Genomic DNA, 18118 nt, shown 5'->3' with positions numbered 1-18118 from the left:
GTGCAATCCTTCCGACCGTGAACGACGACACGGTCGACGGTTCCGAGAACGTGGGCAGCTTTCGCTATCTGTTTGCCACGCAGCGCTGGGAGTGGTCCGACGCGGTGGCTCGGATGCATGGATACGAACCCGGAACGGTCACGCCGACAACCGAACTCATCCTTTCGCACAAGCATCCCGAGGACAAGGACGCGGTCTCGGCGATCATCGACGGAGTCCTGGCGCGCCGCGCGCCGTTCAGCAGCCGGCACCGGATCATCGACACCTCGGGACGCGAGCGCACCGTCGTCGTGGTCGGCGACCAGTTGACCGACGACTCGGGTGCCGTCATCGGCACCAGCGGGTTCTACGTCGATGCCACCGAAACGCTGTCCGTCGACGTGCAGCGATCGATCAGCAAGATGGTGGCCGAGGTCGAGGAGCGACGAGCCGTCATCAATCAGGCCATCGGCATCATTCGCATGACCTACGGCGTGTCGGCCGAGCGCGGCTTCGAAGTGCTCCGCTGGCGTTCCCAGCAGACGAACGTCAAGCTACGAGACATCGCAACGAAATTCGTGGACGAACTCGTCATGCGACCGGTGACGCCCGCGGTCCGCGAGTACGTCGATCACGTGCTGCTCACCGCGCACGAACGTCCGGGGCCGGAGCCGCCGGCACCGGGCTGAGGGGAGCGGCGGATGCCGCGCCGACCGGAGGAGAAGACCGGCTCACGGCCACGCGTGCGGCGTCACCGGCGCCCGCCCTCACTCGACGCGCTTGCGCCGCAGCGGTCGCCTGCCCGGCGGCGGCTGCGGTGCGGGTAGCAGCGGGATGCGTTCCCGCACCGGCTCCGTCGTCGGTTCCCGGGTGGTGATCTCGACGTCCTTCCCGGCGTGTCTGATGGTCAGCCGGCCGTCCGGACCGTCGCGCAGCGTGTAGGTCACCTCCGCGTGGTCGATGTCCACGGTCACGCGGAAACCGTGCCAGCACAGTCGGAATCGGAGCCGCGAGATGCCGTCGGGCAGCATCGGGTCGAACGCCAGGACGTCCTCGCCGTCGCGGAGACCACCGAAGCCGGCGACCAGCGCGGTCCACGCCCCCGCCAGCGACGCCATGTGCAGACCGTCGCCGGTGTTGTGGTGCAGGTCGCGCAGATCGATCATCGCGGCCTCGTAGGTGTACTCGTGGGCGAGTTCGAGGTGGCCGACCTCGGCGCACATCACGGCCTGGGTGCATGCGGACAGCGACGAGTCGCGCACCGTCCGCCGCTCGTAATAGTCGACGTTGCGGGCCTTCTCGTCGTCGGTGAAGGCGTGCCCCAGCCAGTGCATGGCCAGCACCAGATCGGCCTGCTTGATGACCTGCGCCGAATACAGCCGCACGTAGGGTTCGTGCATCAGCAGCGGATAGGCGGTGTTGTCGTCGAAGTCCCACTCGCGCAGCGTCGTGAAGCCGTCGTGCTGCTGGTGCACGCCCAGACCCTCGTCGACGGGGACGTGCACGGCGTCGGCGGCGTTGCGCCATGCCGCCATCTCCTCGGTGTCCACCCCGAGGTCGCGGGCGCGTTGCGGATCGCGTTCGCACGCGGCGGCGGCGATCCGGAGGTTGTGTGCGGCCATCAGATTGGTGAACACGTTGTCGCGGACCACGGCCGTGTACTCGTCGGGTCCGGTCACGCCGTCCAGATGCCAGACGCCGTGGCGGTCGTGGTGGCCCAGCGACGCCCAGAGTCGCGCGGTGCCGATCAGCACCTCCAGGCCGCACTCGGCCTCGATCGAATGATCGCCGGTGACCACCCGGTAGCGCTCCACCGCCATCGCGATCACGGCGTTGACGTGCCAGGCCGCCGTGCCTGCAGGCCAGTAGGCCGAGCACTCCTGCCCTCGGATGGTGCGCCACGGGAAGGCGGCGCCCGCCAGATCCAGTTCGGCAGCACGCTGTTTGGCCAGGTCCAGCGTCGAGGCCCGCCAGCGTAGGGCGTCCGCAGCCGCCGTGGGGTGGGTGTAGGTGAGCAGGGGCAGCACGAAGCCCTCGGTGTCCCAGAACGCGTGCCCGTCGTATCCCGTGCCGGTGAGTCCCTTGCCGGGGATGGCGCGGCGCTCCGCGCGGGCACTGGCCTGCAGCACGTGAAAGAGCCCGAAGCGCACCGCCTGCTGGCACTCGGCGTCGCCCTCCACCTCGACGTCGGCCGAGTCCCAGAAGTCGTCGAGGTAGGCCCGCTGGGCGTCGACGAGACCCTGCCACCCGGTGTAGCGCGCACCCGCCAGCGCCGCGGCCACCTGGTCTCGCAGGGCCGGCCGCGACCGCAGGCTCGACCAGCCGTAGGCCAGGTACTTGACCACCCGCAGCTTCTGGCCGGGCCGCAGCCCGCAGATGATGGTGGTGCGGGCCAGGTCCTCGCCCGCGTCCGTGGACACCTCGACCCGGCCCGGCACGTCGACCTCGTGGTCCATGGCCGCGGCCATGGTCAGCTCGCTGTGGGCGGTGCGGTGGACCAGGACGGCGCTGTGCTCCTCGGAGTCGTGGGACACCGCCTGCAGGGGATGCGCCAGGATGGCCGCGGCGCGCGGATCGTTGGACGTCTGCGGCTGATCCTCGTTGGCCACCAGTTCCGACTGCACGGTCACCCTGGTGAACTCGTCGAGCGCCTCCACCACGTACTCGATGGCCGCCACCCCGCGCTGCGCCAGTGAGACCAGGCGCGTCGTGGTGAGTCCCACCCGGCGGCCCGCGGGGGAGCGCCACGTCACCTCACGCGTCAGCGTTCCGGCCCGCATGTCGAGGACCCGCTCGTGATGCTCCAGGTCGCCGTAGCGCACGTCGAAGGGTTCGTCGTCGACCAGCAGCCGGATGATCTTGCCGTTGGTGACGTCGACGACGGTCTGGCCCTCCTCGGGGTAGCCGAACCCGGCCTCGGCATACGGCAGCGGCCGCAGTTCGAAGAACGAGTTCAGGTACGTCCCCGGCAGACCGTGCGGTTCACCCTCGTCGAGGTTGCCGCGAAAACCGATGTGGCCGTTGGACAGTGCGAACACCGACTCGACCTGGGCGAGGCGATCCAGGTCGAGCGACGTCTCGCGCACGTGCCACGGTTCGACGGGAAAGGCCTGCTCGCTCGTGGCGTGCTGGTCGCTCATCGAGCCGCCAGCAGCTGCACGAGATCGGTGACCACCACGTCGGCACCGTGCGCGAGCAACTCGTCGCGCTGGCCGACGCGGTCGACGCCCACGACCGCGCCGAAGTGCCCGGCCCGGCCGGCCTCGACGCCCGACAGCGCGTCCTCGAACACGGCCGCCTCGGCCGGATCGACGTGCAGGCGGCGGGCGGCCTCGAGGTAGGAGTCCGGCGCGGGCTTGCCGGCGATCCCGGCCTCGCGCAGCGTGACCCCGTCCACGCGCACCTCGACGAAGTGGGCGAGGCCGGTGATCTCGAGCACCTCGCGGGTGTTCGCCGACGAGGACACCACCGCGATGCGCAGTCCCGCCTCGCTGACGGCCTCCAGGTACCGCCGCGAGCCGTCGAACACCGCGACGCCGTCGGTGTGCAGGGTCTTCAGGAAGGCGTCGTTCTTGCGGGTGCCGAGGCCCTGGACGGTGTCGGCGTCCGGCCCGTCGTCGGCGCTGCCCTCGGGCAGGGTGATGCCGCGGCTGGACAGGAAGGACCGAACTCCGTCCTGGCGCGTCTTGCCGTCGACGTAGGACAGGTAGTCGGAATCGACGTCGAAGGGCGTGAACGACTCTCCGTCACGGCTCCGCAGGAAGTCGTCGAACATCTGCTTCCAGGCGCGTTTGTGCACGCTTGCGGTGTCGGTCAGGACGCCGTCGAGGTCGAAGAGGCAGGCGTGTACGCCGTCAGGTAGGCCGAAGGTCACGGCTCGCGGGTACCCATTTCGTCGGCATCGCCTCCCGTGTCCCGCACCACGTCTGACCGCAGGCGGACGGGATGCGACGGCTCGGCGCTCGCTGACGGCGGGTTACTGCTACGCCACCGGCTCCACGAGCAGCAGGGCACCGTTGACGCTGCCCCCGACCGACCGGAACGACGAACATCTGACCCGCACGTCGACGTGCCTGCCGCGGCGGTTCACGGCGGGCACCGTCACCTCGCCGGTGGCCTCGGGGTCGACGAACGCGTTGCCGATGAGCGGCTTCACGGTATCCATCGGCAGCCCGAAGTCCAGCGTCGTCAGCACGACGCCGGTGGTCTCGTCAGCACGCAGCCCCCACAGTTCCTCGCTGCCCTGGTTCCAGGACACCACCCGCATCTCCCGGTCCACGACCACCATTCCCAGGCTGATGGAGTTCACCAGCGAGTTGAGGAACGTCGTGGCGTGGTCGAGTTCGCCGGTGCGTTCGCGCAGCGTGTCATTGATGGTGTGCAGTTCGTCGTTGGTGGACTGCAACTCCTCGTTCATGGTCTCGAGTTCTTCGTTGGTGGACTGCAGTTCCTCGTTGGTGGTCTCGAGTTCCTCGACCGTGGACTGCAGTTCCTCGTTGGTGGTCTCGAGTTCCTCGTTGGTGGACTGCAACTCCTCGTAGGCCGCCTCGAGCTGGGTGTTGGTCTGCACCACCTGCTCCACCAGCTTGCGGTTGGCGGTGACGTCGAAGAACACGATCGACACGCCGACCAACCCGTTCTCGGCGTCCACCAGGGGATTGACGTGGATCTCGAACCAAATGGTCTCGGTGCCCTCGCGGGCCCAGCTGACTTCGGGGATGCGTGCCGCCCGGCGCTCCACCTTCGCCTGCTCGACGTAGGCCCGCAATTCCACGGGGCGATAGGAGATCTCGAGGTCGCGCAGCAGCCTGCCGATGTCGCGGGCGGACAGGTCGAACGTCGACTCGGCCTGCTGGTTGATCATCGCCACGGTGTCGTCGCCGGTGACCACCAGTTGCGCGACGGGGCTCGCCCGGAAGGCCAGTTCGCGCACCGGCGCCAACCCGGCCAGGCTGCCCACCCGCTCCAGTTGGCGATTCGGCACCTCGACGCGGTCCAGTTCGCTGCGTGACCCCGCGGCCCGCATGAAGATGCGGTGGCCCAGCTCCAGGGGCGTGAATTTGTCGGCGTGGCTCAGCAGCATCTCGGCGTGCCCGAGCAGCAGCACCCCGGCGGGCGCCAGGGCGAAGTGCAGCCGGGACAGCACGGTGCGCTGCGTCTCGGCGTTCAGGTACATCAGGGTGTTGCGGCACACCAGCAGTGCCACCCGGGAGATCGGGGCATCGCGCACCAGGTCGTTGCGGCCGAAGATCACCGCCCGCCGCAGGTCCTTGTTGAACACGTAGCGGTTGCCGATGTGGTCGAAGTAGCGCTCGAGCAGGTGCGGTGGCACCGACTCCACTGCCTTGCCGTCGTAGGACGCGGCCCGTGCCTGCGCGAGGGCGTCCTCGTCGAGGTCGGTGGCGTAGATCTTCACCCGGCGCCGGAACTCGTCGGGCTCCAACGCCTCCGCCAGCAGCATCGCCAGGGTGTAGGCCTCCTGGCCGGAGGCGCAGCCCGCGCTCCAGATGCGGATCGTGTCGTCGCCCGGCTTCGGTGCGACGAGGTGCGGGACGACCTCTGTGGCGATGAAGTCCCATGCCTCCGGGTCGCGGAAGAAGGACGTGACGTTGATCAAGATCGTGTTGAACAGTGCCGCGAACTCGTCGGAACTGGCCTGCAGCAGGTCCAGGTACGCCTCGAAGGTGTCCACCCCGACGTGCTCCATGCGCCGCCGCACGCGCCGTGTCAGCGACGTCCGCTTGTAGCCCGTGAAGTCGAAACCCCGGGCGTCGCGCATGAATTCCAGCAGGGCTTCGAAGGATTCGTCGAGTTGTTCGTTCATTCCGTTCCGTCCAGACAACCGCTCACGCGTGTGACCATACGTCTTGGACCCGTGCGTTCGTCTGCATCCTTCCCCGAACCGGTGCCGGTGCGCGACGCACGGATTCGTTCGGGGTTCGTTCTGGGGTTCGTACCGGGATTCGTTCCGGGATTCGTTCCGGATTCGTTCCGGGTTCGTTTCGAGGCCTAGCCCAATTCGCCGAGAGGATGTCGCCGACCATGTGCTGCGTGGGACCATGCCGTGATCATGTCGCGAGTCAGGATTGCTGCGCCCCGTACCCTGCGGCCCGTGCCGGAACCCGGCGCTGGTGGGGCGGGCCCCGTCGCGTGACGACGTGCCTGCCCGGGAGCATTTGATGGCGGCAGTCGAGCATTCCGAAGTCCGGACCAGTGACCCCGTCGACGTGCGGGAACACGTGGCGCGCGCGTGGGGTGACACCCTCACCCTCGACCACCTCGGAGCGTCGGAAGCCGGTGTCGCGGAAATCGCGCACCGCCGGGCCGCGTGGGGTGCCGTCGCGATCGACGACGTGCACCAGCGCGGACAGGGGCGGTTCGTCGTGCAGCGGTTGTCCGGGGTCCTCGTGGTGTGGCTGCTCGGCGGCCACGCGGAGTTCGACGTGGCCGGGCATGTCGCGGAGCTGAGCCCGGGGGACCTGCTCGTCGCCGGTCCCGGTGACGGGCCGGTGTCGATGAGGCTCGTCGACTGCCGGCTGGTCGTCGTCACCGTCGACCCTCGGGCGCTCGGCGGGTGCCCTGCCGGCACTGCCGCCGTTCGGTTCACCGACCCCCGTCCGGTGGACCGAACGGCTGCCGACGGGTGGAAGCAGGCCGTCACGTTCGTCAAGGACACCGTGTTCGCCTCGCCGGCGCTGCACCACCCCGACGTGCTGGCGGGCGCGCAACAGCTGCTGGTGGGGGCCACGCTCGCGACGTTCGCCCATGCCGTCGACGAGCAGCCGGCCACGCCGGCGGTACCGGACTCGGTGCCCCCGATGCTCCGGCGCGCCATCGAGTTCATCGAGGACAACGCCGGTCGCGACATCGGTGTCGTCGAGATCGCCGGGGCCGTCTACGTGACGCCCCGGCGGGTGCAGGCGGTGTTCAAGAAGCACCTGGGCATGACGCCCACCGGTTACCTGCGACGCGTACGGTTGCAGCGCGCCTACGACGAGCTGCTGGACGGTGACCGGTCCACCGTCACCGTCACGTCGACCGCGGCGCGCTGGCGGTTCGCCCACACCGGCCGCTTCGCGGTCTCGTACCGCCAGTGCTTCGGGGAGAGCCCCCACGAGACGCTGCGCCGCAACCGCTGACGGGGTTCAGTCGACGGGTACGGGCCGCTGCAGGGGATGGGCCAGCCCGCGGGTGGCGGGCCCCTCGAGGACTTCGCCGTCGGGCGCGAACCGGGAACCGTGCAGCGGGCATTCCCAGGCCTCGTCCGCGTCGTTCCACGTGACGATGCCGCCGAGATGCGGGCACACCGGCGAGCTGCCGTGCTCGACGCCGTCGACGACGCTGCGCGCCCGCAGGTGCCACGGTGGCCCGCTGACCACGCCCTCGCCGTCGGCGAGGTCGCCGTCGGGGTGCAGCGCCGGGGTCACCCACCCCCTGGCGAGGTACAGCCCCACCTCGAGGTTGAGCTTGGCCGCCTTCGCCGCTCCCTTGAGTTCCCGTGGATTCCACGTGGCGAAGGCGCGCGCCCAGTCCATCCGGCCGCCGAGAATGCGCGCCGACAGTGCGAGGGCGGCAGCGACCCCGTTCGTCATGCCCCACTTGTCGAAACCCGTTGCCACGAGCACGTTGTCGGCGCCCGGCAGGATGGGTCCGACGTAGGGCAGCTCGTCGACCGGGGAGTAGTCCTGGGCGGACCAGAAGTGCGTCTGCACCGCACCGGGGTAGTGCAGCACGACCCACTTGCGCAGTTCGGCGAGCCCCTCGGACGGCGTGGCGGATCGGCCGACGGTGTGCCCGGCGCCGCCGACCACCAGCTTGTCGCCTTGGGGTGTCGGGGCGTAGCGCACCGATCGCGTCGGGGAGTCCACCGACAGGAACATGGGGCGCGTCACGTCGCCGGGGACGTCGAATGCCATGCAGTACGAGCGCTTGGGTTCCAGCCTGGCGAAGAAGGCCCCGCGGTCCAGGATCGGCGTGCCGGTGGCCAGGATGCAGTGCTGCGCCGCGATCGTGATCTCGCCGGTGTCGTCACCACGGCTGGAACGCACGGTGACTCGCGGTGTCAACCCGCTGACCGACACCACCCTGGCCCCTTCGATCAGGGTGCCCCCGTGGCCTTCGAGTTCGACCACCAGGCTGCTCAGGATGGGCAGGGGATCGACCTGTGCCTGGTCGGGCAGGCGCACCCCGCCGTGGAAGGGGAACGGGACGTCGGCTTCGGCGGCCCACCTCACGTCGAGTCCGGCTGCGCGGCATGCCGCCAGCTCGGCTCGCGCCATGCCGACCCCGTCGGCCGACTGGGCGTAGCTGTAGACGTCTTCGTGCTGAGCCGAGATGCCGTGAGCGTCACAGTGGCGGAGCAGCCAGCTCTGTCCCTCCCGGTTGCCCTCCACGTAGTCCCGCGTCAGGTCCTCGCCGTGTCGCGCGAAGACCCGCGAAAGCTTGCTTCCCTGAAGGAGACTCACCTTCCCGGTGGTGTTGCCCGTCGTACCCGCCCCGACGTGGCGGGCTTCGACCACCACGACGCGCTTGCCGGCACGGGCGAGCAGGACGGCGGTCGTCAAGCCGACGATGCCGGCGCCCACCACGACGACGTCGGCGGCGTCGACCGCCTCGAGGTGTCCGGGTTGCTCGCGTGACGGCGCCCGGTCGGACGACCACAGAGATGTCATGGCCGATCGGTACCCGGCGCGGACCGGGCTAAACGGTCAGTGGGGTTCGTCGGTGTCGGCGTCCACGAGGGGGCCGTCCTCGACGGCGAGGGCATCGGTGCGGCGCTCGGGATCCGGTGCGGCCAGTACTCGGACGAAGCTGTTGAAGAAGGCGATCGCGGGCACCGCGAGCAGCGCTCCGATGATGCCCGCCAGCACCGTACCCGCGGTGATGCCCAGCACCACGGCGAGAGGATGGATCGACACGGCCCGCCCCATCACGAGCGGTTGCAGGACGTGCGCTTCCAGTTGCATGACGGCCACGATCAGGCCCAGCGTGATGGCGGCGAAGACGAAACCCTTGGCCAGCAACGCCACCACCACGGCCAGGAAGCCGGTGACCAGGGCGCCCACCACGGGGACGAAGGCGCCGAGGAAGATGAGCGACGCGAGCGGCAATGCCAGGGGAATGCCCATGATCGCCAGCCCGGTGCCGATGGCCACGGCGTCCACGAGGGCCACCAGTGACGTGGCCCTGGCGTATCCGGCGAGGGAGTGGAAGCCCGCAGCGCCCGCCTCACGCACCCGCTCGCGGTGGTCGCCGGGGATCAGGCGCGTGACGAATGCCCAGATGCTGCGGCCGCCGAGCAGGAAGAAGATGACGGTGAACAGGCACAGCAGCACGCCGGTGAGGATCTCGGCAATGGTGCCGGCCGTGGACAGCGCGCCGGTGGTGAGCTGGGTTTGGTGGGTGCGCAGCGATTCGATGGCGGTGTCGCCTGCGCGGTTGATCTGCTCGGCCGACAGGTGAGCGGGACCGTTGATGAGCCAGTCCCGCGTGGAGTCGATGCTGCGCGTCACCTCTTCGGTGAGTTGCGGTGCACCGTCGATGAATTGGTTGACGACGAAGGCCAGCACGCCGGTCAGGATGGTCAACCCCAGCACGATGACGAACGCCACCGCCCCACCTCGGACCGCGCCGTAGCGGTCCAGGAAGTCCACCACCGGGAGCAGCAGCGCGGTGAACACCAGGGCCAGGGCCACCGGTACCACCACGACGCCGAGGCGGCGGAGGATCTCGAACGTGACCGCGGCCGCAGCGACGATCACGAGTAGGCGCCATGACCACGCCGCCGCGGCGCGGACCAGCGGGCTCACCGCATGGTCGGCGCGCCGCGCGGCGTGATTCACGACGGGTTAGAACCAGACCTTGCGTCCACCCACCGGGCGGCCGACGGCGCCCAGGATCCACAGCACCACGCCGACGATCACCAGGATGCCGCCAATCGTGTACAGAATTGACAAACTGGTGAAATAGCCGATGAGAAGCAGGATTACGCCGAGAACGATCATTGCTCTTCCGATCTGTCGAGGGAACCCCGTGGTTCCGCGCAGAACGAATTGCCCGTGGCGTAAAATCCAAACCTGTTCAGTAGAGCACCTTTCGCATGCTCTCTTCGCTGTAGGCCTGCCGTAGTTGCTCGTCGCTCATGTCCGGCTTCATGGACTTGGCCAACTGCGCGACGCTCGGCACCGCGGTGGGTTCCCAGGTCTCGGGTTTCCACGCGTCGGAGCGCAGAAACGCCTTCGCGCAGTGAAAGAACACCTCCTCCACGTCGACCTCCAACGCCAGGATCGGACGTTTGCCGCCCACGGCCAACAGGTCGAAGTAGTCGGCGTCGGCGAGGATGCGGCCGGTCCCGTTGATCCGCAGCGTGTCACCGCGGCCCGGGATCACGAACACCGTGCCCACCTGAGGCCGCTGCAGGACGTTGAGGAAACCGTCGACGCGCTTGTTGCCGGGGCGCTCCGGGATCGCGATCGTGGTGTCGTCGACGACGTGGACGAAACCGGGAGGGTCGCCCTTGGGGGAGACGTCGACCCGCCCCTGCGCATCCGTGGTGGCCACGAAGCCCAGCGGTGAGTGGGCCAGCCAGTCCCGTTGATCCGCCGACAACCGGTCGCGCACCTTGTTCGCCACGGCGGGGTGGGGCAGCCCCACGATGGCACGCAGTTCCTCGACGCTGGTCACTACTCGGGTCATCGCCCCATCCTGCATCGTGGTGGCCCGCGCCGGGTAGCCCCGTGCGCGCCGCTAGGACCCTCAGCGCAGGCGCGCGGACCCTCAGCGCAGGCGCGCGGACCCTCAGCGCAGGCGCGCGCCGAACCGCTCGGTGAGCCGGCGCCGGTCGAGCTTGCCGATGCCCTTGCGGGGGAGGTCGGCCACCACGTGCAGTTCGCGTGGGGCCGCGGTGACGTCCAGCCTGGCCGCGACGTGGTCACGCAGCTCGGCGAGCGTCGGGGCGACCGCGTCCGCCGCCAGTACCACCGCGACGGCGACGCGCTGACCCAACCGCTCGTCGGGGACGCCGAACACCGCGCACTCGCTGATCGCCGGATGCTCGGCCAGGGCGACCTCCACCACCGCCGGCAACACGGTGAGCCCGCCGGTGCTCACGGCGTCGTCGACGCGGCCCAGGATGCGCAGCACGCCCGACTCGTCGAGTGCGCCGACGTCGTCGGTGCGGAACCAGCCGGGCTCGGCGAACGGGTCTGGTGTCACCGGGTTGCGGTAGCCCTTGGCCACGGTCGGGCCGCCGAGCCACACTCGGCCGTCGTCGATCCGCACGTGGACGCCCGGCAGGGCGACGCCGTCGTACACGCACCCGCCGGCGGTCTCGCTCATGCCGTAGGTGCGGACCACGGGAATGCCTGCGGCGGTTGCCTTCTCACCGATGCCGCGGGGCAGCGGGCCACCGCCCACCAGCACGGCGTCCAGCGCGCCGAGGGCCGCCGTGGCCGCCGGGTCGGCGAGGGCCTTGGCCAGCTGCACCGCCACCAGGGACGCGTATCGGCGCCCCGATCCCATGGCGTCCACGGCGGCCGGCAGCAGCGCGGCGTCGAAGCCGGGGTCGAGCACCACCGGCACGGTGCCGGAGAAGATGCTGCGCACCACCACCTGCAGTCCCGCGACGTGGTGTGCGGGCAACGCCAGCAGCCAGGTACCGGGTCCGCCGAGCCGCTCCGTGGTGGCGTCGGCGCTCGCGATCAGCGCCGCCGCGGTCAGCATCGCGCCCTTGGGCACGCCCGTGGTCCCCGAGGTCGACATCACCACGGCGACGTCATCGTCGATGTCGTCGTCGACCCGCAGCGTCGTCGCGAGGTGTTCGGCCTCGCGCTCGTCGGCGGGCAGCGGCAGGATCGCCGACTCCCGACCGTCGAGGACGCCCTCGAGCGCGGCGATGAGGGAGGGGGCCGAGGGCGCCGGTGGGATGACGACGCCCCGCAGCGGCGCTATGCCAGCCCCCCGGTGTCGGGCGCCGCGCCGGCGGCGAGGTCGGGGTGGCGGGCGTCGAGCCACGCGACGGTCTTGGCGAGAAAGGCATTCACGGCGTCATGCTCCTGCGCTCCCTGGGGCCGCGGACCGGGTGCCGTCGGTGACGGTGGGCCACGCGACGATGCTAGTGCGCGACGGATCGTCGTACGGCAGGCGACCGGGGGGCAACGGGTGGCGCCTGCGCAAGCGAACGGCCCGGGCCGAACGGATGAACAGTGGATGAACGATTGCGCACCCCCTGCATATCTGCTGGTCGTCACTTGGAAAAGGGCCGAAGGGCGTTTCTCGAAAACGCTGAGAATCCCTCAGAATCAACGCCATGAGCGCAGAGCTGATCATCCTGGTGTTGCTGATAGCAACAGCACTGGCATTCGACTTCACGAATGGCTTTCACGACACCGGTAACGCGATGGCGACCTCGATCGCCACCGGCGCCCTCAAGCCGAAGACCGCGGTCATCCTCGCGGGCGTGCTGAACCTGGTCGGCGCGTTCCTCTCGGTCGAGGTGGCCGTCACCGTGACCACGTCGGTCCTGAAGATCCAGGACTCCAAGACCGGGTCGCTGGTCACCGGCATCGACGCCTCGACCGGCCTGACGATCATCTTCGCCGGCCTCATCGGCGGCATCCTGTGGAACCTGCTCACCTGGCTGTTCGGCATCCCCTCCAGCTCGTCGCATGCGCTCTTCGGCGGTCTGATCGGTGCCGGCCTCGCCGCGCTCGGGCTCTCCGGGGTCAACTGGTCCGGCGTCCTGCAGAAGGTCATCATCCCCGCGCTCGCCGCGCCGTTCATCGCGGGCCTGGTCGCCGCCGTCGGCACCTGGCTGGTCTACCGGATCACCCGCAAGGTCATGAAGCGTCGTCGCGAAGAGGGCTTCCGCTGGGGCCAGATCGCCACCGCCTCGCTGGTCGCGCTGTCGCACGGCACCAACGACGCGCAGAAGACCATGGGCGTCATCGCGCTCGCGCTCATCACCACCGGCCACCTGACCGGGGACGTGAAGAAGGACGGCCTGCCGTTCTGGATCATCGCCTCCTGCGCCCTGGCGATCGGCCTGGGCACCTACATCGGCGGGTGGCGCGTCATCCGGACCCTGGGCAAGGGGCTCGTCGAGATCGAGTCGCCGCAGGGCCTGGCCGCGGAGGCCTCCTCGGCCGCGATCATCCTGTCGTCGAGCGCCGCGGGCATGGCGCTGTCGACCACGCACGTCGCCACCGGCTCGATCCTCGGTTCGGGCGTCGGCAAGCCCGGCGCGCAGGTGCGCTGGGCCGTCGCAGGCCGGATGGCCGCGGCGTGGGTCATCACGCTGCCTGCCGCCGCGCTGGTGGGTGCCCTGTCCTACTGGCTATCACATGCGCTGAAGACCGTCAGCGGCAACCAGTTGGTGGGTGACGGCGTCATCTTCGTCATCCTGGTCGCGCTGTCGGGCTACATGTACTGGCGCGCCCAGCAGCAGAAGGTCGATCACAGCAACGTCAACGCCGACTGGGACGAGGCCAGCAACTCGGTGGTGCCCGCCGACGCGCGCGCCGTCGAGCCCACGTCTCCGGCAGCGGTCTGAGCGGGAGATAGGGAATCACCATGATCTACCTCGAGAGCATCCTCAAGGTCCTGCTGGTCGGCCTCATCCTCGGCGCCGGGCTGCCTGCCCTGTTCGCCGTCGGGCTGGTGGCGTTCTCCAAGGGCGCGGGCGGTACCGACACCGACGGCACGGTGCACGCCCAGAACCCGGCGCTCAAGCTGCTCGGCACGGTGCTGTTCGCCGTCGTCGCGGCGGTCATCGTGATCGCGATCCTGTGGATCACCAAGGCCACCATCCAACACCACTTCGGGTTCAACCCGGTGCCGTTCATCCCAGGCAAGTAAGGGGCACGAAGACATGGCAGAGAAGGCATTCGACAACGTGCTGAACTGGTTGCACGCCGGCTACCCGCAGGGCGTCCCGCCCAAGGACTACTTCGCCCTGCTGGCGCTGCTGAAGCGCTCGCTCACCGAGGACGAGGTGGTCCAGGCCGCCAAGACGGTGCTCAAGGGCGCCGAGGAGGACACCGTGACCGAAGAGGACATCCGCAACGCCGTGCACGGCGTCATCGAGAAGGAACCCCTGCCGGAGGAGATCCAGCAGGTGGCGTCGCGGCTGGCGTCGGTCGGCTGGCCGCTGGCCGCCGCGCGGTAGCAGCGCGCAGTCGACACGCTCTGAGATCGGCCCCCGCTCCGGCGGGGGCCGTGTCAGTTCCTGGGGTCGCGACGCAGGGGATGGTCCTCGGGCACCTGCACGAAGATCAGCGTCACGCCGTCGGGATCGGTCACGTGCAGCTCGTGCAGACCCCACGGTTCCCGCGCCGCGTTCCGAGTGATCGCGACGCCGCGCGCCTCGAGCTGGGCCTGGGTTTCGTAGACGTCGCGCACCTGCAGCCACAGGGCGCCGGGAAACGGTCCGCCGCCGGCGGTTCGCGGTGCGCCGTGGCCGGCGAGTTCGACCAGCGACTGGCCGGCGTGGAACACCGTGCCCGCCCCGTATTCGCGGGCGATGGCCAACCCGATGGCGTCGCGGTAGAACGCCACCGATCGGTCGTAGTCCGCCGGCCGGAACAGGACCCGGCTGGCGAGGATCTCCATGGCGCCGTTTCTAACACACCGCCGGGCTCACCCGGCGGACTCCACGGGCTGCCGCTTCATCACGGCGTCGACGGCCGCCGGGGCGAACGCGTTCAGGAAGTCGGCGGTCACCGCGATGCGCGGGGCGATGCGCACGGGCCGCTTGCGGGCCGCGGTCACCATCCACTCCCCGGCCTCCTCGGCCGAGAGCCCGGGCACGGCGTCGAACGCGCGTGTGGGCGCGATCATCGGCGTCTTGACGAGCGGATAGAACAGCGTGGTGGAGTGCACGCCGTCGGCGGCCCACTCGGTCTCGATGACGCGGCTCACCGCGGTGAGCGCGGCCTTGCTCGCGTTGTACACCCCGAACAGCGGCGACGATTCGCTCAGTACACCCCACGTGGAGACGTTGATGACGTGCCCGTCGCCGCGCTCCCGCATGCCCGGCGCCAGACCCCGGATGAGCCGCAGCGGCGCGTAGTAGTTGAGCGTCATCGTGCGTTCGACGTCGTGCCAGCGGTCCAGGGACTCCGCGAGGGGACGCCGGATCGAGCGCCCCGCATTGTTCACCAGCACGTCGACGCCGCCGAACTCGCCGATGACCCTCGCGACCACGTCGTCGACGGCGTCCATGTCGGACAGGTCGCACGGGAACGCCGCCGCGGCCCCGCCGAGGTCGGCGACCAGTGCGTCCAGCAGGTCGGCGCGCCGGGCCACGGCGATGACGCGGGCGCCGGCGGCCGCGAGCCGGCGGGCCCCCGCCTCGCCGATGCCCGACGACGCGCCGGTGACGAGGATGCGCTTGCCCGTCAGGTCGACGTCGGACCTGCCGCCGAACAACGACGGCGCCAACGGCGGGCGCAGGCCCGCCATCCACAGGTTCTCCGACAGCCGGCGCAACGGGTTCTTCACGCGGTGCAGCCTAGGCGTCGGCGAACTGCCGCAGATCGGCGACCGCCAGCGTCTGCTCGGCGCCGTACTCCTCGAAGGTCATGGCGGGCACGAATCCCAGTCGGCGCGCCAGGTTCAGCGAGCGCCGGTTCGCGGTCTGGGTCACGATGATCACCGGCTCGTCGTCCAGTTCGGTGGCCGCGATCCGCAGCAGCGCGGTCGCCGCCCGGAACGCCCACCCCCGCCCCCAGGCGGAGGGGATCAGCGTGTACGCCAGTTCGAGTTCCTCGCCCTCGGGCCGCAGGTGGCCGGGGTGGTGGACGCCGCGCCGGGTCAGCGACATGGTGCCGACGAACGCGTCGGTGCGCTTGTCGGCGATCACGAACGACCCGTAGGCGTCGGTCACCGCGGCGACGCCGGCCTCGTCGACGTCGCGTTCCACGTCGTGGCGAGGTTGCGGGCCACCCAGATGGGCCCCCACCTGCGGGTCGACGGCATGGGCGATGATCGCCTCGCGGTCGTCGTCGCGGGCCTTGCGTAGCACCACGTCGCCCGCGTCGACGCGCAGTGCAGTGATCCGTGCGGGCACCGGTCGAGTGTGCCAGAGCGATTCGTGGAGTTTCCGTTGCGGTGAGCGCAACGGAAACTCCACGAATCACCTCAGAAGTAGCGCGGGAACGCCGACCAATCCGGGTCGCGCTTCTGCAGGAACGCGTCGCGGCCCTCGACGGCCTCGTCGGTCATGTACGCCAGCCGGGTGGCCTCGCCGGCGAACAGCTGCTGGCCCACCAGCCCGTCGTCGAGCAGGTTGAACGCGTACTTCAGCATCCGGATGGCCTGCGGCGACTTGCCATTGATCTCCGAGGCCCATTGCAGCGCAACGGTTTCCAACTCGGCGTGGTCCACCACCTCGTTCACCGCGCCCATCGCGTGCATCTGCTCGGCAGTGTAGGGGCGGCCCAGGAAGAAGATCTCGCGCGCGAACTTCTGCCCGGTCTGGCGTGCCAGGTAGGCCGACCCGTAGCCGCCGTCGAAGGAGCCCACGTCGGCGTCGGTCTGCTTGAACCGCGCGTGCTCGCGGCTGGCCAGGGTCAGGTCGCACACGGCGTGCAGGGAATGCCCGCCACCGGCGGCCCAGCCGTTCACCAGGCAGATCACCGGCTTGGGCATGAAGCGGATGAGCCGCTGCACCTCCAGGATGTGCAAGCGTCCGGCCTGCGCGGGGTCGACGGTCTCGGCGGTGTCGCCGGAGGCGTACTGGTACCCCGTGCGTCCCCGGATGCGCTGATCGCCGCCCGAGCAGAAGGCCCAGCCGCCGTCCTTGGGGGAGGGTCCGTTGCCGGTCAGCAGCACCACGCCGACGTCCGAGGACATCCGGGCGTGGTCCAGGACGCGATACAGCTCGTCGACGGTGTGCGGCCGAAAGGCGTTGCGCACGTCGGGCCGGTCGAACGCCACCCGCACCGTGGGCTGGGGTCGCCCGTCGACGACGTGCCGGTGATAGGTGATGTCGGTCAGCTCGAAACCCCGAACGGGTTCCCACGCAGCCGGATCGAAGGGGTTGTCAGCACTCACGCCTCGACTGTAGAGCGCGTCGCTGGTTTCACAGGCGGTGCCCAGGGGTATCAGACGGCGCGCAAGCGGTGTGGTTGACCGCGACACCAACGAGAGGACATCGATGAAGCGATCAGCAGGGGTATTGATGTCGGGCATCGCGGCCGGACTGATGCTGGTCGGATGCTCGCCGTCCGTTCAAGGTGGCGACACCAAGTGCAAGGACTTCGTGGGTTCCGACGAGAAGACGCAGAACGAAGCCGTCAACAAGATGTTGAAGGACGAAAAGGGTACCGACCCAGCCTCTCTCGAGGTGTCCGGTACGCGCCTGGCCGTGCAGACGTGGTGTCAGACCGCGGGTTCGCAGGACGCGCCCATCAAGAACGCGCCGCACCTGTAGCCGGTCAGAGCGAGACGCCGGCCGCGGTCACCGCGCGCACCAGGCCGTCGGGGCGCAGCTCGGTGGGCAGCGGGTCCACCAGCGCGAACCGGCAGCCGACCGCGACGGCACCGCCGTCGGCCTCCTCGCTGTCACCGACCATGAGCGCGTCGGCCGCCGCCACCCCGAGCCTGCCCAGCGCGGTCTCGAAGATCTCCGGGTTCGGCTTCACCGCACCGACTTCGAACGACAGCACGAACTGGTCGACGTAGCGGTCGATGCCCATGGCGGCGAACGCCGGGCGCAGGTCGAACGCGATGTTCGACACCACGGCCGTCCTGATGCCCGCCCGGTGCAGACCCTCCAGGACGCGCGCGGTGTCCGGATAGGGCGTCCAGCTGGCGGGGTCCACCAGGCGTTCGTAGAGCTGGGTGGCATGGTGGTCGGCGACCCCGGATTCCCGCAGGACGTGCAGGTAGGCCTCGCGGTGCAGGTGTGGCTCGAGGTCGCGGTTCACCCAGTTGCGGTACTGCTCGTCGTTCATCTCCACGGAGCGTCCGGTGGGTGCGGTGAGCCGCCGCATCAACTCGGCCTGGAGATGGCCGTCGACCTGCTGCTCGTCGACCTCGATCCCGGTGAACCAGCTGTCGTCCTCCTCCAGCCGGAACAGGGTGCCCGAGAAGTCGAACAGGGCGGCGCGAAGCGTCATGCCTTCATCTCCATCGTCGG

At 69.7% G+C, this 18118-nt stretch carries 19 protein-coding genes; 6 read left to right on the top strand and 13 right to left on the bottom strand.

The window, feature by feature from the left end; genetic code table 11:
- Positions 1-17: 17 nt before the first annotated feature.
- Positions 18-668 carry a PAS and ANTAR domain-containing protein gene (locus tag AC30CM_RS00935; RefSeq protein WP_490114929.1) on the top strand — a complete coding sequence of 217 codons (651 nt, stop codon included), beginning with the start codon at positions 18-20 and terminating at the stop codon, positions 666-668.
- Positions 669-746: 78 nt separating this feature from the next.
- On the opposite strand, the gene AC30CM_RS00930 is transcribed toward AC30CM_RS00935, so the two are convergent.
- The 3 genes from AC30CM_RS00930 to AC30CM_RS00920 all read right to left on the bottom strand — a co-directional run bounded on the left by AC30CM_RS00930 (position 747) and on the right by AC30CM_RS00920 (position 5803).
- Positions 747-3119 (bottom strand): glycoside hydrolase family 65 protein, encoded by a 2373-nt coding sequence (locus AC30CM_RS00930; protein WP_490114928.1) that lies wholly within the window; start codon positions 3117-3119, stop codon positions 747-749.
- Positions 3116-3853 (bottom strand): beta-phosphoglucomutase family hydrolase, encoded by a 738-nt coding sequence (locus AC30CM_RS00925; RefSeq protein ID WP_490114927.1) that lies wholly within the window; start codon positions 3851-3853, stop codon positions 3116-3118. The genes AC30CM_RS00930 and AC30CM_RS00925 overlap by 4 nt, the downstream gene beginning before the upstream one ends.
- Positions 3854-3961: 108 nt before the next feature.
- On the bottom strand, positions 3962-5803 hold the full coding sequence (locus AC30CM_RS00920) for a CheR family methyltransferase (protein WP_490114926.1): 1842 nt from the start codon (positions 5801-5803) through the stop codon (positions 3962-3964).
- 355 nt (positions 5804-6158) lie between these two features.
- Between AC30CM_RS00920 and AC30CM_RS00915 the strand changes: the two genes are divergently transcribed.
- Positions 6159-7118, top strand: a complete 960-nt coding sequence (locus AC30CM_RS00915) for an AraC family transcriptional regulator (protein WP_490114925.1) — start codon at positions 6159-6161, stop codon at positions 7116-7118.
- Positions 7119-7124: 6 nt separating this feature from the next.
- On the opposite strand, the gene AC30CM_RS00910 is transcribed toward AC30CM_RS00915, so the two are convergent.
- The 5 genes from AC30CM_RS00910 to menE all read right to left on the bottom strand — a co-directional run bounded on the left by AC30CM_RS00910 (position 7125) and on the right by menE (position 11904).
- Positions 7125-8651, bottom strand: a complete 1527-nt coding sequence (locus tag AC30CM_RS00910; protein ID WP_490114924.1) for an FAD-dependent oxidoreductase — start codon at positions 8649-8651, stop codon at positions 7125-7127.
- A 36-nt stretch (positions 8652-8687) separates the two neighbouring features.
- Positions 8688-9821 carry an AI-2E family transporter gene (locus tag AC30CM_RS00905; RefSeq protein ID WP_490114923.1) on the bottom strand — a complete coding sequence of 378 codons (1134 nt, stop codon included), beginning with the start codon at positions 9819-9821 and terminating at the stop codon, positions 8688-8690.
- Between the two features lie 6 nt (positions 9822-9827).
- Positions 9828-9983 carry a hypothetical protein gene (locus tag AC30CM_RS00900; protein WP_490114922.1) on the bottom strand — a complete coding sequence of 52 codons (156 nt, stop codon included), beginning with the start codon at positions 9981-9983 and terminating at the stop codon, positions 9828-9830.
- Positions 9984-10059: 76 nt separating this feature from the next.
- Complete coding sequence (locus AC30CM_RS00895) at positions 10060-10674, bottom strand: pyridoxamine 5'-phosphate oxidase family protein (protein ID WP_490114921.1); 615 nt, start codon at positions 10672-10674, stop codon at positions 10060-10062.
- A 102-nt stretch (positions 10675-10776) separates the two neighbouring features.
- Entirely contained in the window at positions 10777-11904 is a 1128-nt protein-coding gene (gene menE / locus AC30CM_RS00890; protein ID WP_490115043.1) for an o-succinylbenzoate--CoA ligase, read from the bottom strand.
- Positions 11905-12286: 382 nt separating this feature from the next.
- On the opposite strand from menE, the gene AC30CM_RS00885 reads away from it, so the two are divergent.
- The 3 genes from AC30CM_RS00885 to AC30CM_RS00875 are packed head-to-tail and all read left to right on the top strand — an operon-like array spanning position 12287 to position 14143.
- Complete coding sequence (locus AC30CM_RS00885) at positions 12287-13528, top strand: inorganic phosphate transporter (protein WP_490114920.1); 1242 nt, start codon at positions 12287-12289, stop codon at positions 13526-13528.
- A 20-nt stretch (positions 13529-13548) separates the two neighbouring features.
- On the top strand, positions 13549-13833 hold the full coding sequence (locus AC30CM_RS00880; RefSeq protein WP_490114919.1) for a hypothetical protein: 285 nt from the start codon (positions 13549-13551) through the stop codon (positions 13831-13833).
- A 13-nt stretch (positions 13834-13846) separates the two neighbouring features.
- Positions 13847-14143, top strand: a complete 297-nt coding sequence (locus tag AC30CM_RS00875; protein WP_490114918.1) for a DUF3349 domain-containing protein — start codon at positions 13847-13849, stop codon at positions 14141-14143.
- 53 nt (positions 14144-14196) lie between these two features.
- Here the strand turns inward: AC30CM_RS00875 and AC30CM_RS00870 are convergent, their stop codons facing one another.
- The 4 genes from AC30CM_RS00870 to AC30CM_RS00855 form a co-directional block, all read right to left on the bottom strand.
- Complete coding sequence (locus tag AC30CM_RS00870; protein WP_490114917.1) at positions 14197-14586, bottom strand: VOC family protein; 390 nt, start codon at positions 14584-14586, stop codon at positions 14197-14199.
- Between the two features lie 27 nt (positions 14587-14613).
- Positions 14614-15477, bottom strand: a complete 864-nt coding sequence (locus AC30CM_RS00865) for an SDR family oxidoreductase (protein ID WP_490114916.1) — start codon at positions 15475-15477, stop codon at positions 14614-14616.
- Positions 15478-15487: 10 nt separating this feature from the next.
- Positions 15488-16045, bottom strand: coding sequence for a GNAT family N-acetyltransferase (locus tag AC30CM_RS00860; RefSeq protein ID WP_490114915.1), 558 nt, complete (start codon positions 16043-16045; stop codon positions 15488-15490).
- 71 nt (positions 16046-16116) lie between these two features.
- The gene (locus tag AC30CM_RS00855; RefSeq protein ID WP_490114914.1) at positions 16117-17031 is read right to left on the bottom strand and encodes a 1,4-dihydroxy-2-naphthoyl-CoA synthase; all 915 of its coding nucleotides are present in this window, start codon (positions 17029-17031) and stop codon (positions 16117-16119) included.
- A gap of 103 nt (positions 17032-17134) precedes the next feature.
- Here AC30CM_RS00855 and AC30CM_RS00850 point away from each other — a divergent pair, with 103 nt between their 5' ends.
- Positions 17135-17410: a hypothetical protein gene (locus tag AC30CM_RS00850; protein ID WP_490114913.1), complete on the top strand. Its 276-nt coding sequence runs from the start codon at positions 17135-17137 to the stop codon at positions 17408-17410.
- Positions 17411-17414: 4 nt separating this feature from the next.
- On the opposite strand, the gene AC30CM_RS00845 is transcribed toward AC30CM_RS00850, so the two are convergent.
- Positions 17415-18098, bottom strand: a complete 684-nt coding sequence (locus AC30CM_RS00845) for an HAD family hydrolase (protein ID WP_490114912.1) — start codon at positions 18096-18098, stop codon at positions 17415-17417.
- Positions 18099-18118 lie beyond the last annotated feature (20 nt).

The sequence above is a fragment of the Mycobacterium sp. DHQP2018-32-09 genome (genome assembly GCF_058148405.1).
This window is presented reverse-complemented; position numbering and strand designations above follow the sequence as displayed.

Bases quoted from the DNA above. Each gene is read 5' to 3' on its own strand.
- AC30CM_RS00930 (WP_490114928.1), bottom strand. From the start codon at position 3,119: ATGAGCGACCAGCACGCCACGAGCGAGCAGGCCTTTCCCGTCGAACCG.
- AC30CM_RS00870 (WP_490114917.1), bottom strand. From the start codon at position 14,586: ATGGAGATCCTCGCCAGCCGGGTCCTGTTCCGGCCGGCGGACTACGAC.
- AC30CM_RS00920 (WP_490114926.1), bottom strand. From the start codon at position 5,803: ATGAACGAACAACTCGACGAATCCTTCGAAGCCCTGCTGGAATTCATG.
- AC30CM_RS00900 (WP_490114922.1), bottom strand. From the start codon at position 9,983: ATGATCGTTCTCGGCGTAATCCTGCTTCTCATCGGCTATTTCACCAGT.
- AC30CM_RS00915 (WP_490114925.1), top strand. From the start codon at position 6,159: ATGGCGGCAGTCGAGCATTCCGAAGTCCGGACCAGTGACCCCGTCGAC.
- AC30CM_RS00875 (WP_490114918.1), top strand. From the start codon at position 13,847: ATGGCAGAGAAGGCATTCGACAACGTGCTGAACTGGTTGCACGCCGGC.
- AC30CM_RS00845 (WP_490114912.1), bottom strand. From the start codon at position 18,098: ATGACGCTTCGCGCCGCCCTGTTCGACTTCTCGGGCACCCTGTTCCGG.
- AC30CM_RS00880 (WP_490114919.1), top strand. From the start codon at position 13,549: ATGATCTACCTCGAGAGCATCCTCAAGGTCCTGCTGGTCGGCCTCATC.
- AC30CM_RS00910 (WP_490114924.1), bottom strand. From the start codon at position 8,651: ATGACATCTCTGTGGTCGTCCGACCGGGCGCCGTCACGCGAGCAACCC.
- AC30CM_RS00895 (WP_490114921.1), bottom strand. From the start codon at position 10,674: ATGACCCGAGTAGTGACCAGCGTCGAGGAACTGCGTGCCATCGTGGGG.
- AC30CM_RS00885 (WP_490114920.1), top strand. From the start codon at position 12,287: ATGAGCGCAGAGCTGATCATCCTGGTGTTGCTGATAGCAACAGCACTG.
- AC30CM_RS00850 (WP_490114913.1), top strand. From the start codon at position 17,135: ATGAAGCGATCAGCAGGGGTATTGATGTCGGGCATCGCGGCCGGACTG.